Below are 15,994 nucleotides of genomic sequence, written 5' to 3' on the forward strand. Positions count from 1 at the left end.
GGGGAATTATTGCTCAATGCCGGTGAAATTGCAACGACCAGCATTGGCGGGAAACCCTTATGAACCGGCCTGCGGAGCGCGTTTGACCTGTTTCTGTCAGGTCCTGCCAAGCGGCGTCAGTCGCAACAACATTGATCAATATGCAACAAATTTCACGCCCAGGAGTAATAAATGTCAAAGATGTCTACTTCAGAATTACGAGGCTATCAACAAATTTGCGGCAGTAACGGCGCAATGATGGTCATCGCCTGCGACCAGCGTGGGGCGATGCGCAGCCTGCTTACCAGCGATCCGGAGCTGCAGGCGAAAATCTCCGAAAAACAGTTGGGGATGATCAAGTCGGATATTACCCGTTATTTAGCCAGCAATGCCTCCTGCGTACTGGTGGATCCGGTTTGCGCAGTGCCGCAGTTGGTGGACGACGGCGTGATTTCCCGCAATACCGCCCTACTGATTGGCCTGGATGCATCAGGCTGGGATACCTCGCCGGAAGGTTATCGGCTTTCCCGGCTGGTGCCCAATGTGAATGCCCGGCATGTGCGTGAGCTGGGGGGCACCGGCGGCAAAATAATGGTATACCTGCGTTCCGATCGTGACGCGGCGAACCATCACAATATCGCTATACTGCGTCAGTGTGTGGAAGATTTCGCCAAGGAAGATTTATTGCTGGTGGTGGAGTACCTCACCTATCAGCTTGAGGGTGAAAGCGACCAGGAGTATAAAGCCAAATTCCCCGAGTTGATTAAAGGCGGCGCGAAAATTGCCCTGGAATGTGGCGCTAAAGTACTGAAATTGCCTTATCCGGGTTCACCGCAGGCCTGTGCCGAAATCACCCGGATTGCGGGGGATGTACCCTGGGCCGTGCTTTCCGCCGGTGTCGATCACGCCACATTTTTGCAACAGGTGGCCGATGCCATGAGCAATGGCGCTTCCGGCGTGATTGCCGGGCGTTCGCTCTGGAAGGACTGTATTTCATTGGACAGCGAAATGACGAAAGGCAAATTGAAAACGCTGGCGGTTCCACGGTTAAATGAAATCCAGGCGGTTATACGACAGTATTACCATGCGGGAAAATCTAACGGCGGCGCATTGGCCGGACAGGTAAATTATGGCTGATAACAGGGCGGCTTCTCACGTCGAACCGGGTATATCTCATCTTGCCGGCGCAGTCGGGTCGGAACATGGGCACCCTGTCGTGAAAAACGGCAAACGCATTATTCTGGTCAACGGGATCCCCGCATCCGGCAAAACCAGTATCGCCGTTGAGCTCTCTGAACGTACCGGCTGGCTGCACTTATCTTTGGACGGAATAAAGAATCCTTTCCTACAGCTCATCGACGGTGTGGACCGCGCCTTCAACCGGATTTTGGGAAGAGCGAGCTATCAGGCCATCTGGTCAATCGTTGCCGATGCTCCCGCGGGAAGTACCTTTATTGTCGATGCCTGGTTTGGTTTTCAACCCAAAGAAGTGCTCAAGGACTACTTGACACAGGCGGGCGTCACATACCTGGCTGAAATCTGGTGCGACATCTCAGGGGAACAGGCAGCGGAACGTTATGCCGCGCGTGTTGACCAAAGACTGCCCGGACACCCCGGTAAGGAATATCTGCCTGAATTGATTGCTCTGGCAAATCGCGCGGAGCCCATGGCTTTCGGCCCCGTATATCGGGCGCAACAGAATCAGCCGGTTGATATCAATAAAATGAATGACTGGATCGTTAAGATGTTCGAGTCACCCATTGATTTTAATAAACCAGACCGAGGAGTTAATACAAGCCAGTAAAAAAGAAAAATAGCAATCCTATTATTTTTGATAATTTTCGCTGGTTATTTCCATGAGATAACTACGGATATTAAATGCATTTCTATAATTATATAGCGTCATCAATACTTTTAGTTAATATCAAATAGGTATGGATGGATCACAGTTTTATTTATTTTCAGAAACTATACTTATAAAAACATTTTATATCCAAATGAGGTTTCCTATGTTAACGGACTGGATTAATGACGCTAATATCACCTTGGTTGACCAGGTAAAAAACTGGCAAAGCGCGGTGGAATTGGCTGTGCAGTCATTAATAACGCAAGAGGCGGTGGAAAACAGATATCTGCAGGCTATCTATGCCATGCATGAACAAGTTGGACCTTATTATGTATTGGGCGAAGGAATAGCCATGCCCCATGCGAGGCCTGAGGAGGGAGTAATTAAAACCGCCTTATCCTTGGTGATAGTTAAAGGAGGAGTGAACTTCGGCAGCGAAGACAATGATCCGGTATTTATTATTTTTGGACTCTCAGCCGTGGACAGCAATTCACATATTGAAATGATTGCGAGTCTATCACAATTTTTTTGCGACGAGAATGCGGTAAAAAATCTTAAATTAGCGGTCGATAAACAGCAGGTGCTGGATATAATCGGTCAATTCTGATAAGTGGAAAAATGAAGAGAATAGCCATTATCGCCAGCGGCGGCGATGCGGTGGGCATTAATTCAGCCATAGCACAAATTGCTCAGCGGGAGGAATTAGAGATTTTAGCTTTTCACGGCGGTTATGACGGTATTATTGAACAATCTCCTTTTGCATTATCAATGGCGGAGATGGGTTCATCGCTGTCTTCCGGCAAAAACCTGCTGCGCAGCGCACGCGGCCGGGCGCCCTGGACCCCGGAGGGACGCCATGCCATCCGAAGCCGCCTGCGGTCTCTGGACGTGGAAACCTTGCTGGTCTTTGGCGGCGGGGGATCATCGCAGGCGGCGTTATTGCTGGACAGGGAGGGTATGCCTACGGTGGTGTTGCCCATGTCCATTGATAATGATATTGCCGGCACTGAATTCACCATCGGTTTTGACAGCGCCCTGACGGTGGCGACCCAGGCGCTGGATCAGCTGCACAATACCGCCCGGAACATGGAGGGACGGGTGTTTATGCTGGAAGTCTTTGGCGCCGATGCCGGTCATATCGCCCTCGGCAGCGCGCTGGCCGGGGGAGCGCACGCGGTATTACTGCCTGAATTTTCCCAGGATATGGGCAGTCTTTGCCACTGGATCAGGCAGTGCCTTGCGCGGCCCCAAGGTTATGCTCTGGTGGTCTGCGCCGAAGGTTACCCGATGGCAAATGCCCATCTGGCGGGATCACAGGGCGTGTCGATAAAAATCGGCAAGATCATTGAAGAAAATATAGGATTTAAAACCCGGCATACGGTTTTGGGATTTTGCCAGCGAGCCCCTTCACCTTCGGTGAAAGATCGTTTATTGGCGATATCCCTGGGCCAAAAAGCAGCAGACGTCATCCTTGACGGCGGGCACGGAATGTTGATAGGCATTCTGAACGGACAGGCCGTTAGCTGCGAGCTGAGCAAGGCATTGAGTGGGAAACGTCAACTTGATCCCTATTTAGTCTCTGCGGCACGACATCTACATATGATCAATTAAGGAATATTCAATGAAAAAGTTATCCATTTTGGCAGTATGCGGGGCCGGTCTGGGCAGCAGTTTCGCCTGTGAAATGAGTATAGAATCGGCGTTAAAAGATCTTGGCGTGGAAGCGGATTTATCCCATTGTGATATTTCAAGCGCCACATCCATGCGGGTTGATATTATTGTTACCGGCGAAAACTTCCGTTCCCAGTTTCAACATTATACGGTTAATGCCACCATTGTTTATCTGAAAAGACTGGTGGACAAGACCGAAATAAAAACAAAGCTAACGCCTATCCTGCAAAACCTGGGCTATTTGGCATAATAAATATTTTTTAACATTAATAAGCTTACCGCTAACCCATACAGGGGCTTTATATGGCTTTCCTTCATTTTATCGTCAATGATGTGCTGGGACAGGCATCGATATTAATCGCGCTAATTGCCATGATTGGGCTTATTGCTCAAAAGAAAAGTCCGGGCCAAGTAATAACCGGAACCTTAAAAACGCTGTTAGGTTTTTTAGTTCTGCTGGCTGGCGCTAATATCATTGTTAATGCGCTTAACTTTTTGGGTGAAGTCTTCCAAAAAGGTTTCAATATGCGCGGCGTGGTGACCGACGTAGGTTCTATTGCCGGCATCGCGCAACAAACCCTCGGGCGGGAGACCGCATTAATCATGGTATTGGCATTTTGCGTCAATATTCTTATCGCCCGCTTTACCCGTTTCAAATATATTTTTCTTACCGGACAGGCCTCGCTGTGGATGGCAACGGTATGCTCCGTCATCGGCTATATGGGTGGACTGCGGGGAGCGGAATTGATAATTATCGGTGGCGTCATTGCAGGACTGATGGCAGTATGCATGCCCGCCCTGGCACAGCCCATTGTCCGAAAGATAACCGGCTCCGATGATATAGCACTCGGCCATTTTTGTACCGTGGGATATATCATCCAGGCCGGGGTGGCGAAATTGACCGGTGACGTCAGCAAAAGTACGGAAGATCTCGAACTTCCCCAATCACTGTCATTTCTACAGGACACGTATTTATCGATGATGGTGGTGATGATACCCATCTATCTTATCCCGTCCATCGCCGCCGGCCCCGATATCGTTGCCGCTTACTCGAAAGGCGTCAACTATCTGGTGTTCTCGTTTTTGCAGGCGATACAGTTTGTCGTCGGCGTCTATGTACTGCTATCCGGGGTGCGTTTATTGCTGGCGGAGATCGTGCCGGCGTTTCGCGGCATCGCCATGCGTATTGTGCCGAATGCCGTACCCGCCCTGGATTGCCCGGTGCTGTTCCCCTATGCGCCTAATGCGGTGATCATCGGTTTTATCTCCACCACCATCGGTTCGGTGATCGGCATGTTCCTTTTCCCCTGGGTCGGATTGGCGATGATCCTGCCGGGTATGCTGACCAACTTCTTTGCCGGCGGCACCGCCGGAATATTCAGTAATGCGGTGGGCGGACGGCGGGGGGCGATTATCGGCGGCATCTTCCACGGGTTATTGATAACCCTGCTGCCGGCGCTGCTGTTGCCGCTGCTCGGTCAGTATGGCTTTGCCAATGTCACCTTCAGCGATTCGGATGTCATCAGCGTCGGTCTGATATTCGGACATATACTCAACTTCTTTCATTAATCGATAAGGGAGATCCTATGGACACCGCAATAGAGGAAATTCTGGCTCAGGGGCTGCCGCCCCAGGACTGCGCGAAGGCGCTTAACGAATTGGGCAAACGCTTTTCCGAGCAAAATAATATCGACAGCGCCATTGCCTGCTGGGAAAAAAGCATGGAGTGTTACGGCAAACCCGGCTTTGCGCAGGCTCAACTGATGAAAGCCTACAATCAAAAACAACGTGAAAGCGCCCGCTCCGGCGACGGTCAGGGGATTGAGGCTTATGCCCAAAAAATTGACGCGCTGATGCAAAAAAGCAAGGACGCCATCCGTTACGGCTACTAATGTCATTCCGGCCGCGGTAGCCCTTCCTCCGCAAGCGGGCAGGCCCACGCGGCCTTCGTTTAGCCGCCGATTAAATTTAAAAGTGGAGAGCGCCACCCGGCCTAAGTTCTCGCCGCCGGTCAGATATAAAAATAGATGGCCAAAAAATGGCACAGGCTTCCGCCCAGCACAAAACCGTGCCAGATGGCATGGTTGAACGGGATACGGTTGCAGGCGTAAAAAATCACCCCCACCGTATAGATGAGCCCGCCCACCGCCAGCAGCGTCAGGCCCCCCACCGGCAAACGCTGCGCCAGTTGATAAATCACCACCAGCGACAGCCAGCCCATGGTGAGATAGGTAATCAGCGAGACCACTTCAAAACGATGGGCAAACGCCAGTTTGAAAATCACCCCCAATAACGCCATGCCCCAGATGACAACCATTAGCCCTTTCGCCAACGGCGAGGCCAGTCCCACCAGCAAAAAAGGCGTATAGGTGCCGGCAATCAGCAGATAAATGGCGCAGTGGTCCAATTTTTTCAACCATCGCTTGGCGGGCGGATGGGGGATGGCATGATAGAGGGTGGAGGCCAGAAACAGCAGGATCATGCTGCCGCCGTAGAGGCTGTAACTGGTCATGGCGGTCACGTCTGCGCCAACATCCCCGGCCTGCACCAGCAACAGAACCAGCCCGACAATACCGAATATCAAACCGACACCGTGGCTGACGCTGTTGGCAATCTCTTCCGCCAGCGTATAGCCTTGAGCTAATAATCTATTAGCCATTCTTACACTTCCTCGTACGTCTTTTGCTAAAACATGTGGTACATGGACAAGCTTAACTGAGAATAATTCCAGTGTACACGCGTAAGCTAAACAAAATATGTCCGCCATCAACCGATAGCCATTTATCGCCGCATTCGAATTTAAACCCTTTTTGCCCTACAATGATGCGCTTCACTGTCTGGCTGTTGGGGTAAGCATGTTGCAGGAATTACCGGCATTGGCGTTCGGAGAATTGACCGACGTCGTCGCCTTTTTAATGGAAATAGATAAACTTAAAAGCATTCAACGGCGTACCAAGGTGTTGGGCACGCAGCGACAGGAGAATACCGCCGAGCACAGCTGGCATTTCGCCGTGGCGGCCATGGCCCTGGCGCCCTACGCCGGCGACAAGGTGGATATCAACCGGGTGACGCAAATGGCGCTGGTGCACGATATCGTTGAAATCGATGCCGGCGACGTGCTGGTGTACGATCTGGCGGGCCGTCATGCGGTGCACGCCCTGGAAGAAGCGGCGGCGATCAGGCTGTTCGGCCTGTTACCGGAACCGCAGCGTCAACATTTTCACCAGCTGTGGCTGGAATATGAAGCGGGCGAAACGGCGGACGCACAGTTTGCCCTGCTGCTCGATCGGCTGATGCCGGTTCTGATGAACCTGCATAATCAAGGGCAAAGCTGGGTGGAAAACGGTATCCGGCTGGAGCAGGTGTTAACCCGCAATGCCTTTATCGGCGATGTCTATCCCGAACTCTGGGAGCATTTGAGACACCATCTCAACCAGGCTCAGCAAAACGGCTGGCTGAAATAAGCTTGCACCGCTAGTTTGAGCGGGTAATAGGATTTACGTGACCAACAACCGGCTAAGACAGCCAGTATGGCCACCCGCAGAATGAGTCTGGGGTGATGGTCTCTGATGGAAATCTCCAGCAAAGCGTCATGCCGCCGAAAACTTTTTTACCCGCTCTGTAGGCGCCGAAACTCAGGGCTTACGGCTGCGCACTGGTTTAGGGGCCGGTTTCACCGCCTGCGCCGGCCGCGAGACCGCGCCGCTATGTTTAACCATCGCCGGTTGCGGGACAGAACCGCTATGTTTGGTCATCGCCGGTTGCTGGACAGAGCCGCTATGTTTGGTCATCGCCGAGTGCGGGACAGAGCCGCTATGTTTGGCCATCGCCGGTTGCGGCACGGCTCCAGTATGTTTAGTCATCGCCGGCCGGGTGTAGCGCCGGGTGCGGCGCAGCTCCCGCTGTTCTTCGATGCCGGGGGCCGGCACCAGGCATTCGCGGCGGCCGCCAATCAGATCTTGCCTGCCCATCTGCTCCAGCGCGGCGCGAATCAGGGGGAAATTGGCCGGATCGTGATAGCGCAGCAGGGCCTTATGCAGCCGGCGTTGGCGATCCCCCTTGGGTATCACCACGTCTTCGCTGTCATAGTCCACCTTCCCCAACGGGTTTTTGCCGCTGTAATACATGGTGGTGGAGCTGGAGAGCGGCGAAGGATAGAAATTCTGCACCTGATCGAGGCGGTAGCGATTTTTCTTAAGCCATAACGCCAGGTTGACCATATCCTCGTCACGGGTGCCGGGATGGGCGGCAATAAAATAGGGGATCAAATACTGCTTTTTACCCGCCTGATTGGAATAAAGATCAAACAGTTCTTTAAAGCGTCTATAGCTGCCCATGCCCGGCTTCATCATTTTGGACAGCGGTTCCGGTTCGGTGTGCTCCGGCGCAATCTTCAGATACCCCCCCACATGATGCATCGCCAGCTCTTTGATATAAGCCGGATCTTCCACCGCCAGATCGTAACGGACGCCGGAGGCGATAAGGATCTTCTTGATGCCCGGTAAGGCGCGGGCGCGGCGATAGAGCTTGATGGTGGGAGCGTGATCGGTATCCATATGGGTACAGATCTCCGGATAGACACAGGACGCCCGGCGACAAGTTTGTTCAGCGCGCGGCGAGGTGCAGCGCAGCATGTACATATTGGCGGTGGGGCCGCCGAGATCGGAGATAATGCCGGTAAAACCCGGTACTTTGTCGCGTATCTCTTCGATTTCACGAATGATGGACTCTTCCGAACGGCTCTGGATAATGCGGCCTTCGTGCTCGGTGATGGAACAAAACGCACAGCCGCCAAAGCAGCCGCGCATGATGTTGACCGAGGTATAGATCATTTCGTATGCCGGGATCACCTGCTTACCGTACGACGGGTGCGGCAGGCGTTGAAACGGCAGGGCAAAAACGCTGTCCATTTCCGGCGTGCTCAGGGGGATGGCCGGCGGGTTGATCCAGACATATCTGTCGCCGTGCTGCTGCATCAGCGCCCGTGCGCAGCCGGGATTGGTTTCATGATGAAGAATGCGCGAGGCGTGGGCGTACATGACTTTATCGCCCTTAACCTTGTCAAAAGAAGGCAGCAGTACGTAGGTTTTTTCCCACGGCTTGGGTTTGGCGGCCCGTACGGTAACGGGTTTAGCACGGGATTTCGGCACCTCGCCCTCGGCGCACGGCAGGTCGTCGCCGTAAGGATTGAGAATCGGCTCGATGCGCCCGGGGGTATCGAGCCGGGTGGAATCCACGCCGCTCCAGCCCGGCAACGGGCCTTTGCGCATCACCGCGGTATTGCGCACATCCTGAATCTCGCCGATGGGTTCCCCCGCCGCCAGCCGGTGCGCCAGTTCCACCAGGGGCCGTTCGCCATTGCCATAGATCAGCATATCGGCTTTTGCGTCCACCAGGACCGAACGGCGCACGGTGTCGGACCAGTAATCGTAATGGGCGATACGGCGCAGACTGGCCTCTATCCCCCCCAGCACCACCGGCACATCGCTATAGGCCTCCTTGCAGCGCTGGCTATACACAAGCGTAGCGCGATCCGGTCGCTTGCCGCCGACATTGCCCGGCGTATAGGCGTCGTCATGGCGCAGTTTGCGATCCGCCGTATAGCGGTTAATCATGGAATCCATGTTGCCGGCGGTCACGCCGAAAAACAGGTTGGGTTTGCCCAAGCGCATAAAGTCCTGCTTCGCGGTCCAGTCCGGCTGGGCAATGATGCCGACACGAAACCCTTGGGATTCAAGCATGCGGCCGACGATGGCCATGCCGAAGCTCGGATGATCCACATAGGCATCGCCGGTGACGATAATCACATCGCAGCTATCCCAGCCCAGTTGGTCCATTTCTTCACGCGACATGGGCAAAAACGGCGCGGTGCCGTAGCATTCCGCCCAATACAGCGGATAAGAAAACAGGTCGCGTTCGGGTTGGATCAAACTGGTGGAAACCATACATGCACTCTTGAAGGGGTTATTTCGCCGGGAGGGGATTATACGTGGCCCGGCGCAAAAGCAGTATGGAAATTTCGGATTATCGCTTAATTATTCGCCTGCGGCGGCCATCGGCCAAGAAATGCAGCTCTCGGTGTTAACGCAGAGAGCTGTACCGCCTCACCGGCCGTTGCTGTTATGGGCTTGATCGGTAAAACGCTGGAATACCACCAGGGTCTCCTCGCTGACATAATGCTCCAGGCCCTCGGCGTCCCGGCGCGCGGTTTCAGCGCTGATACCCAGCGCCAGCAGGAATGACTCCACAATCTGGTGCCGTTTACGGCTTTTTGCCGCCATCACCTCCCCTTCAGCGGTGAGGAACACGCCCCGGTAGGGTAATTGTCGGATCAAACCGGCGGCGGACAATTTTTTCAGCATTTTGGCCACCGTCGGTTGCGCCACGCCCAGGCGGGCGGCCAATTCCACCTGACGCACTTCCCCCTGCTCCTGGATAAGGTCGGCAATCAGCTCGATGTAATCGTCCATAAGTTCCGACCGGTGGGCCTGCCTGACCTGCAAAAAACCCTGGGCATGTTCCCGCGCATTAACCAACTGGCCGGCGGGAACGGAGAGCGCCTCTTTCTCCGGGCGGTTCATGGTATTTCCTCATGGTTGCTAATCTGCCGGGATTATCCGTCAGCTCGTGGTTACAACGGCAAGCATAGCATTGTAACCGCCGGCGAATGATAAACAACCCGGCAGCGGCGGTCCGTACGTTGAAACGAGTAGAATCGCCTTTGCTATACAGTATAGCCTATGCTATAAATGAGCGTAATTTCATTACCTGTTAATTATTTTACCGCCAATCGCCTCTATGCTGACAAATCCGTTGACGTGCCGAATACCGCTTCCAGCCGCCCCATGGCGGTTTTTCCTCGGCTGCCTGCTGCTTTTCGCCGTCGGCGCCGCCCATGGCGAAAAAAAATTCAGGGTGGTCACCACTTTCACGGTGCTGCAGGATATGGCGCAAAATGTCGCCGGGGATGCGGCGCAGGTGGAATCCATTACCAAACCCGGAGCGGAAATCCATGATTATCAGCCGACGCCGCGGGATATCGTCAAAAGCCAATCGGCTGATCTGGTGTTATGGAACGGTCTGAACCTTGAGCGCTGGTTCAAGCGTTTTTATGACAATGTCCATGACGTCCCGTCCGCGGTGGTCAGCGAAGGCATCGAGCCGTTGCCGATTCGCGCCGGTCCCTATAACGGCAATCCCAATCCCCATGCCTGGATGTCCGCAAGCAATGCCTTAATCTACGTGGAGAATATCCGTAAAGCGCTGGTTCAATACGACCCGGCCCGTGCCGATACCTACAACCGCAACGCCCGGGAATATGCGGCCAAGATCGCCGCCCTCGACGCGCCGCTGCGGGCCCGGCTGGATAAGATTCCCGCAGGCCTTCGCTGGCTGGTCACAAGCGAAGGCGCCTTCAGCTACCTGGCGCGGGATTACGCCCTGAGCGAGCTTTATCTGTGGCCCATCAACGCGGAAGAACAGGGTACGCCCCGGCAGGTCAGGCATGTCATTCACCAGGTGCGCGAGCATCGTATCCCGGTGGTCTTCAGCGAGAGCACCGTGTCGGATAAACCGGCCCGCCAGGTCAGTAAAGAGACCGGCGCGCGCTACGGCGGCGTGCTGTATGTGGATTCTCTTTCCACAGCCGACGGGCCGGTACCCGACTATCTCAGCCTGCTTTACCAAACCACGGACACCATCGCCAGAGGATTCGGGCTATGACCCGGCCCTATCGGCCCGAGCTGCGGATGGACAGGGTTACCGTAACCTATGGCAACGGTCATACAGCCCTTAGCAACGCCAGTTTTCACCTGCGGGGCGGCACGCTTTGCGCCTTGGTCGGCATGAACGGCAGCGGGAAATCCACCCTGTTCAAAAGCATTTTGGGCATGGTGCGGCCCGCCGCCGGCACGGTCACCCTGGATAATCTGCCGGTGGCCGAGGCGTTACGGAAAAACCTTATCGCCTATGTACCCCAGGCGGAAGAGGTGGACTGGAATTTCCCGGTGCTGGTAAGGGACGTGGTAATGATGGGACGCTACGGCAGCATGTCTTTTTTGCGTATTCCCTCGGCGCGTGACAAACATTGGGTGGAGCAGGCGCTGGACCGCGTCGGGTTGTGGGAGTTGCGCCACCGTCAAATCGGCGAGCTTTCCGGCGGGCAGCGCAAGCGGGTTTTCCTGGCCCGGGCACTGGCGCAACAGGGCAAGGTGATGCTATTGGACGAGCCTTTCACCGGCGTCGATGTGCAAACCGAGAACGCCATTATCGAGCTTTTGCAATCGCTGCGCGCCGAAGACCATCTCATCATGGTCTCGACGCATAACCTGGCCGGCGTGCCGGGATTTTGCGATCGGGTGGTGATGATTAACCGCACCGTATTGGCGGCCGGCCCGACCGCCACAACCTTTACCCAGGAAAACCTGGATCGGGTGTTCGGCGGCAGGCTGCGCCAGCCGGATGTCGCGGCGGCGCAGACGGCGCCCTTGCGCACGGTCGACGCCGAAAAGCGGATATCGTGATGATGGCGCTAATGCTGCAACCGTTCCAGTACGACTATATGCTCAAGGCCATTTGGGTCAGCGGCATGGTAGGCGCGGTCTGCGCTTTTCTGTCGGCTTACCTGATGCTCAAGGGCTGGTCTCTAATGGGGGATGCGTTATCACACTCGGTAGTGCCCGGCGTGGCGGGCGCCTATGCGCTGGGTTTGCCCATCGCCGCCGGCGCGTTCATGACCGGCATGCTGGCGGCGCTGACGATGACGCTGGTGCGCCACTATACCCGGCTGCGCGAGGACGCCATTATCGGTTTTGTCTTTACCACGTTTTTCGCCGTCGGGCTGCTGATCGTTTCCCTTAACCCCACCGCGGTCAACGTGCAGTCGATTATCTTCGGCAATATCCTCGGGATAGCCGACGCGGATGTCCTGCAGGTGCAGATTATCAGCGGCGTGTCTTTTATCGTGCTTTGCGTGATCTGGAAAGATTTGCTGGCGGTCTTTTTTGACGAAAGCCATGCCGTCTCCATCGGCCTGTCGCCGCTGCGTCTGAAAATAATTTTTTTCACGCTGCTGAGCGCCTGCACCGTGGCCGCGCTGCAAACGGTCGGCGCCATCCTGGTGATAGCCATGGTGATCACCCCAGGCGCCACGGCGTACCTGCTGACCGACCAATTCCCGCGCCTTATCGCAATCGCCGTGGTCACCGGTACCCTGACCAGCGCCTGCGGCGCTTGGCTGAGCTATTTCCTTAACGGCGCCACCGGCGGGGTGATTGTCACCCTGCAAACCCTGGTTTTCCTGCTGGCGTTTTTATTTGCCCCGAAACACGGGCTGCTGGCCGCCTGGTTGCGCACTAATAAACGCCGGAGCACCTTATAATGGCCTGGCTTGAGTATGTGCTGACATATATCACCGAACCGTTGGGTTTCCCGTTTATGCAGCGGGCGATGTTCGCCGCCATCGCCACCGGCGTGGTGTGCGCCATATTGTCGTGCTTCCTGGTGCTCAAGGGATGGTCGCTGATGGGGGACGCCATCTCCCATGGGGTGCTGCCCGGCATTATCCTGGCCTATAGCGCCGGGCTGCCGATCGTTATCGGCGCCTTTGGATCGGGAATGATTTGCGCCCTGGCCACCGGTTATATCAAAGACCACTGCCGGGTAAAGGAGGACACGGTAATGGGGATTGTCTTATCGGGCATGTTTGCCCTCGGGCTGGTGCTGTTTTCGCACATCGATAGCGACCAGCACCTTAGCCATATCTTGTTCGGCAACGTGCTGGGCATTACACTCGCGGAGCTGCGGCAAGTGCTGCTGATAGCCGGCGCGGTTTCCCTGGTCATCCTGGTTAAGCGCCGGGACCTGATGCTCTATTGTTTTGACCCGGCCCAGGCGCGGGTGCTGGGCCTGCCGGTGAAGACGCTGCATTACGGCCTGTTATGCCTGCTGGCTCTGACCATCGTCGCCGCCCTGCAGGCGGTGGGGGTGATACTGGTAATTGCCATGCTGATTGCACCCGGCATCACCGCCTCTCTACTCGCCCGCCGGTTCGACGGGATGCTGCTGGCGGCGGTGCTGGTCTCGATATTCTCCTGTGTCACCGGCACGCTGATAAGCTTTTATATCGACGCCGCCACCGGTCCCTGCATCGTGATCGTTCAGGCATTGCTATTCGTGGCGGCGCAAGTCCATCGCATCGCCCGGCGCAATCCCACACAGACGGCCTAACCGCCTGAACGCGCCCTGCCGTCATGACGAAACCTATTTCCGGGTTACGCTTCGCTGCCGAAAACGTCCTGACGCACTCGTCAGGTTCATTAGGTTCCATCCGCATTAACTGATTAATCGCATCCGGGTAACACCCCCCGGCCCTGATTGGTTGACATTATGCAAAATCCATATTCAAACGTGGCTTTATCAAGGCGCGGGGGGAATTGAGCGTTTTTTAAAATATATAATATAAAATGATTATAAAATGATTTATTTCATATAGGAATAAATCATGAATGTTGTACTCTCCTCTATAAAAGCGCATTTATTTAATAGTTGCACATCAGCTGTTGATCTTGTTCAAAATAACCCATCGCCCTATAATATACATTTAGCCAGATGTTTGCTGCATGCCAAAAGGACGGCATTGGACCTCAGTTTAACCGGCGCGCACGGACGCGCAGAAATAAACGAGGCTAAAATCAATAAGTATAATAATCTTTTGATAAAACTTACTCATTTGGCTGGCCACTCACAGATAAACAATCCTTCGGACTTTCCCGAGATAACGCAAAACGATCTCCCCGCCCGCTCAAACCATGACAACACTCTGAGTGAAGGCGAAATAGATGAATTTGCAAAAACCTTTTATTTAAAAATTGCGAACTTAAGCGGCATCGATTTCACAAACCGCGATTTGAGACAGCTTGATTTCACAGACGCGAATGAATTACCTTCTTCCCACGGTATGCCCTGTTCCGAGAATTTCGCCGGGGCAGATTTAACAGCGGTAGATCTTAGCGGTGCTTTTTTGGAAGGTTCGAATTTCAAGGGTGCCACGCTAAATCATGCCAAACTGCTGATTAACAGTGCCAATTTTACTGATGCGGCACTCGATAATGTCGAAATCAAATTAGCCATACCAGAAGTTTGGGACGATTGGAGCTTAGATTGTTTACTGAATAGTGATAACAATCACGATACAGTATTATCTACAATAAACACCATTGATGACAAATACCCGGGTCTTAAAATCAATTTAATTCATCAAATTCTAGATTCATTTGAGAATAAAGTAGACATTGAAGATTCAATATTTCCAAAATCAGTGATGATAAATATGCTGTTTTCCAAACAATTTTATATTCAAGATAAAAAAATCAGCCTATTTTGTGATAAATTACTCGAAAAAGAAATCATTAAAGCAAATGAAAAGCTGTTGCTTAAAAGCTTTAACAACGGCACTTTATTATTTTTATTAGATACTATTTCACACTCTGCTGAAAGTAACAAACAAAATTTTTACATGATGGATAATAATGGATTTTTCAATCAACTCATGGTGCTCTGCGTTCATCACGACAGTGTCGAAATAAGAGAAAAATCCCGAGATATTTATAGTAATTATGTGAAGCTAGATCAGATAAAAACCTATGCTGAAAAGTTTGAATATGGTAATGGCAATAAACAGCCTGACTGGTCAGATAAAAACATATTCAATTACATTTTAATAAACAAAGATAAGGCTATAATAATTGATCACATGAACTTTGCAGGCATGCTTCATTTCAGTAAAGAACGAAACAAGATCAAATGGGATTGTTTTTTCTTTTACTGTGCTGATCAATGTCAATCTAAAAAAACCATTAATTACAGTGAGTTGTTCAATGAACAGTTTAAAATATTCAGTCATAGCTATCAATACGATCTGAATAAGTCCAGTTTTGAAAAATTAATAGATACCTTAAATCTTTGTGAGTATGAATCCCGATTCAAATCTGTAATAGCAGGCAAGCCCGTATCCCAGGAAAATAAACTTATTGAGATCAAAGATCAGCTGAGACTGCAAGAGATCTTCCAAGACATAATAGCTCCTGAAAATGATAACCCTAAAGAGACCATACTTAAAACTGCCCATATTGAAGCATTATTGAATGTATTCCAATTGGAATCAGCCAGCGATAAAGTAAAAGCACAAACTTTTGTTAGCCTTGCGGCATTATTTGCTAAATACTCATCTAGCGCGATATTTGGTACGGAAGAACAATCACCGCAAGTATTGAGGGATTATTCTTATGCGTTAATGAATAAGGCAAATGAGCTAGATTCAGAGGTGTTAGGAAATAAGTTCGGCCTCTGGAAAAACCATCTGTTAGGTTTAAATGACGCATTTACCTGTACCGCGGTCCTTTCAACTGAAATGATATATCATGCACATGAGAATTTTGATGACGTCATCTCAGCACTAAGCCCTCCCATTTGGGGCTGATTCTGCTGACTAAGATTACT

16 protein-coding genes are annotated in these 15,994 nt (G+C 52.7%); 13 read left to right on the forward strand and 3 right to left on the reverse strand.

Annotated elements, in window-relative coordinates:
• Positions 1–171: 171 nt before the first annotated feature.
• The 7 genes from HB631_RS07960 (at position 172) to HB631_RS07990 (ending at position 5,388) form a co-directional block, all read left to right on the forward strand.
• Complete coding sequence (locus tag HB631_RS07960; RefSeq protein ID WP_213990620.1) at positions 172–1,116, forward strand: tagatose-bisphosphate aldolase; 945 nt, start codon at positions 172–174, stop codon at positions 1,114–1,116.
• The gene (locus tag HB631_RS07965) at positions 1,109–1,783 is read left to right on the forward strand and encodes an AAA family ATPase (protein WP_213990621.1); all 675 of its coding nucleotides are present in this window, start codon (positions 1,109–1,111) and stop codon (positions 1,781–1,783) included. The genes HB631_RS07960 and HB631_RS07965 overlap by 8 nt, the downstream gene beginning before the upstream one ends.
• Before the next feature lie 205 nt (positions 1,784–1,988).
• Positions 1,989–2,432 (forward strand): PTS sugar transporter subunit IIA, encoded by a 444-nt coding sequence (locus tag HB631_RS07970; protein ID WP_213990622.1) that lies wholly within the window; start codon positions 1,989–1,991, stop codon positions 2,430–2,432.
• A gap of 11 nt (positions 2,433–2,443) precedes the next feature.
• Positions 2,444–3,436, forward strand: a complete 993-nt coding sequence (locus HB631_RS07975) for an ATP-dependent 6-phosphofructokinase (RefSeq protein ID WP_213990623.1) — start codon at positions 2,444–2,446, stop codon at positions 3,434–3,436.
• Positions 3,437–3,446: 10 nt separating this feature from the next.
• Positions 3,447–3,746, forward strand: coding sequence for a PTS sugar transporter subunit IIB (locus tag HB631_RS07980; protein WP_132923349.1), 300 nt, complete (start codon positions 3,447–3,449; stop codon positions 3,744–3,746).
• A gap of 53 nt (positions 3,747–3,799) precedes the next feature.
• A complete protein-coding gene (locus HB631_RS07985; protein ID WP_213990624.1) occupies positions 3,800–5,065 on the forward strand; it encodes a PTS sugar transporter subunit IIC in 1,266 nt (421 codons plus the stop codon).
• Between the two features lie 17 nt (positions 5,066–5,082).
• Positions 5,083–5,388, forward strand: coding sequence for a hypothetical protein (locus HB631_RS07990; RefSeq protein WP_213990625.1), 306 nt, complete (start codon positions 5,083–5,085; stop codon positions 5,386–5,388).
• Positions 5,389–5,507: 119 nt separating this feature from the next.
• On the opposite strand, the gene HB631_RS07995 is transcribed toward HB631_RS07990, so the two are convergent.
• Positions 5,508–6,155, reverse strand: coding sequence for a hemolysin III family protein (locus HB631_RS07995; protein WP_213990626.1), 648 nt, complete (start codon positions 6,153–6,155; stop codon positions 5,508–5,510).
• 196 nt (positions 6,156–6,351) lie between these two features.
• On the opposite strand from HB631_RS07995, the gene HB631_RS08000 reads away from it, so the two are divergent.
• Positions 6,352–6,960 carry an HD domain-containing protein gene (locus HB631_RS08000; protein WP_213990627.1) on the forward strand — a complete coding sequence of 203 codons (609 nt, stop codon included), beginning with the start codon at positions 6,352–6,354 and terminating at the stop codon, positions 6,958–6,960.
• A gap of 171 nt (positions 6,961–7,131) precedes the next feature.
• On the opposite strand, the gene HB631_RS08005 is transcribed toward HB631_RS08000, so the two are convergent.
• Complete coding sequence (locus HB631_RS08005; protein ID WP_255556870.1) at positions 7,132–9,441, reverse strand: YgiQ family radical SAM protein; 2,310 nt, start codon at positions 9,439–9,441, stop codon at positions 7,132–7,134.
• A 159-nt stretch (positions 9,442–9,600) separates the two neighbouring features.
• Positions 9,601–10,077, reverse strand: coding sequence for a manganese-binding transcriptional regulator MntR (mntR, locus tag HB631_RS08010; RefSeq protein ID WP_213990628.1), 477 nt, complete (start codon positions 10,075–10,077; stop codon positions 9,601–9,603).
• Positions 10,078–10,294: 217 nt separating this feature from the next.
• Between mntR and HB631_RS08015 the strand changes: the two genes are divergently transcribed.
• The 5 genes from HB631_RS08015 to HB631_RS08035 all read left to right on the forward strand — a co-directional run bounded on the left by HB631_RS08015 (position 10,295) and on the right by HB631_RS08035 (position 15,974).
• A complete protein-coding gene (locus HB631_RS08015) occupies positions 10,295–11,218 on the forward strand; it encodes a metal ABC transporter substrate-binding protein (protein WP_213990629.1) in 924 nt (307 codons plus the stop codon).
• Positions 11,215–12,018, forward strand: a complete 804-nt coding sequence (locus HB631_RS08020; RefSeq protein ID WP_213990630.1) for an ATP-binding cassette domain-containing protein — start codon at positions 11,215–11,217, stop codon at positions 12,016–12,018. Before HB631_RS08015 ends, HB631_RS08020 begins: the two co-directional genes overlap by 4 nt.
• On the forward strand, positions 12,018–12,875 hold the full coding sequence (locus tag HB631_RS08025) for a metal ABC transporter permease (RefSeq protein ID WP_213990631.1): 858 nt from the start codon (positions 12,018–12,020) through the stop codon (positions 12,873–12,875). Before HB631_RS08020 ends, HB631_RS08025 begins: the two co-directional genes overlap by 1 nt.
• Positions 12,875–13,723, forward strand: a complete 849-nt coding sequence (locus HB631_RS08030; protein WP_213990632.1) for a metal ABC transporter permease — start codon at positions 12,875–12,877, stop codon at positions 13,721–13,723. Before HB631_RS08025 ends, HB631_RS08030 begins: the two co-directional genes overlap by 1 nt.
• Positions 13,724–13,997: 274 nt before the next feature.
• Positions 13,998–15,974, forward strand: coding sequence for a pentapeptide repeat-containing protein (locus HB631_RS08035; protein WP_213990633.1), 1,977 nt, complete (start codon positions 13,998–14,000; stop codon positions 15,972–15,974).
• Positions 15,975–15,994: the final 20 nt, after the last annotated feature.

The organism is Sodalis sp. dw_96 (assembly GCF_018449575.1).
In the GTDB taxonomy this organism is placed as follows: Bacteria; Pseudomonadota; Gammaproteobacteria; order Enterobacterales; family Enterobacteriaceae; genus Acerihabitans.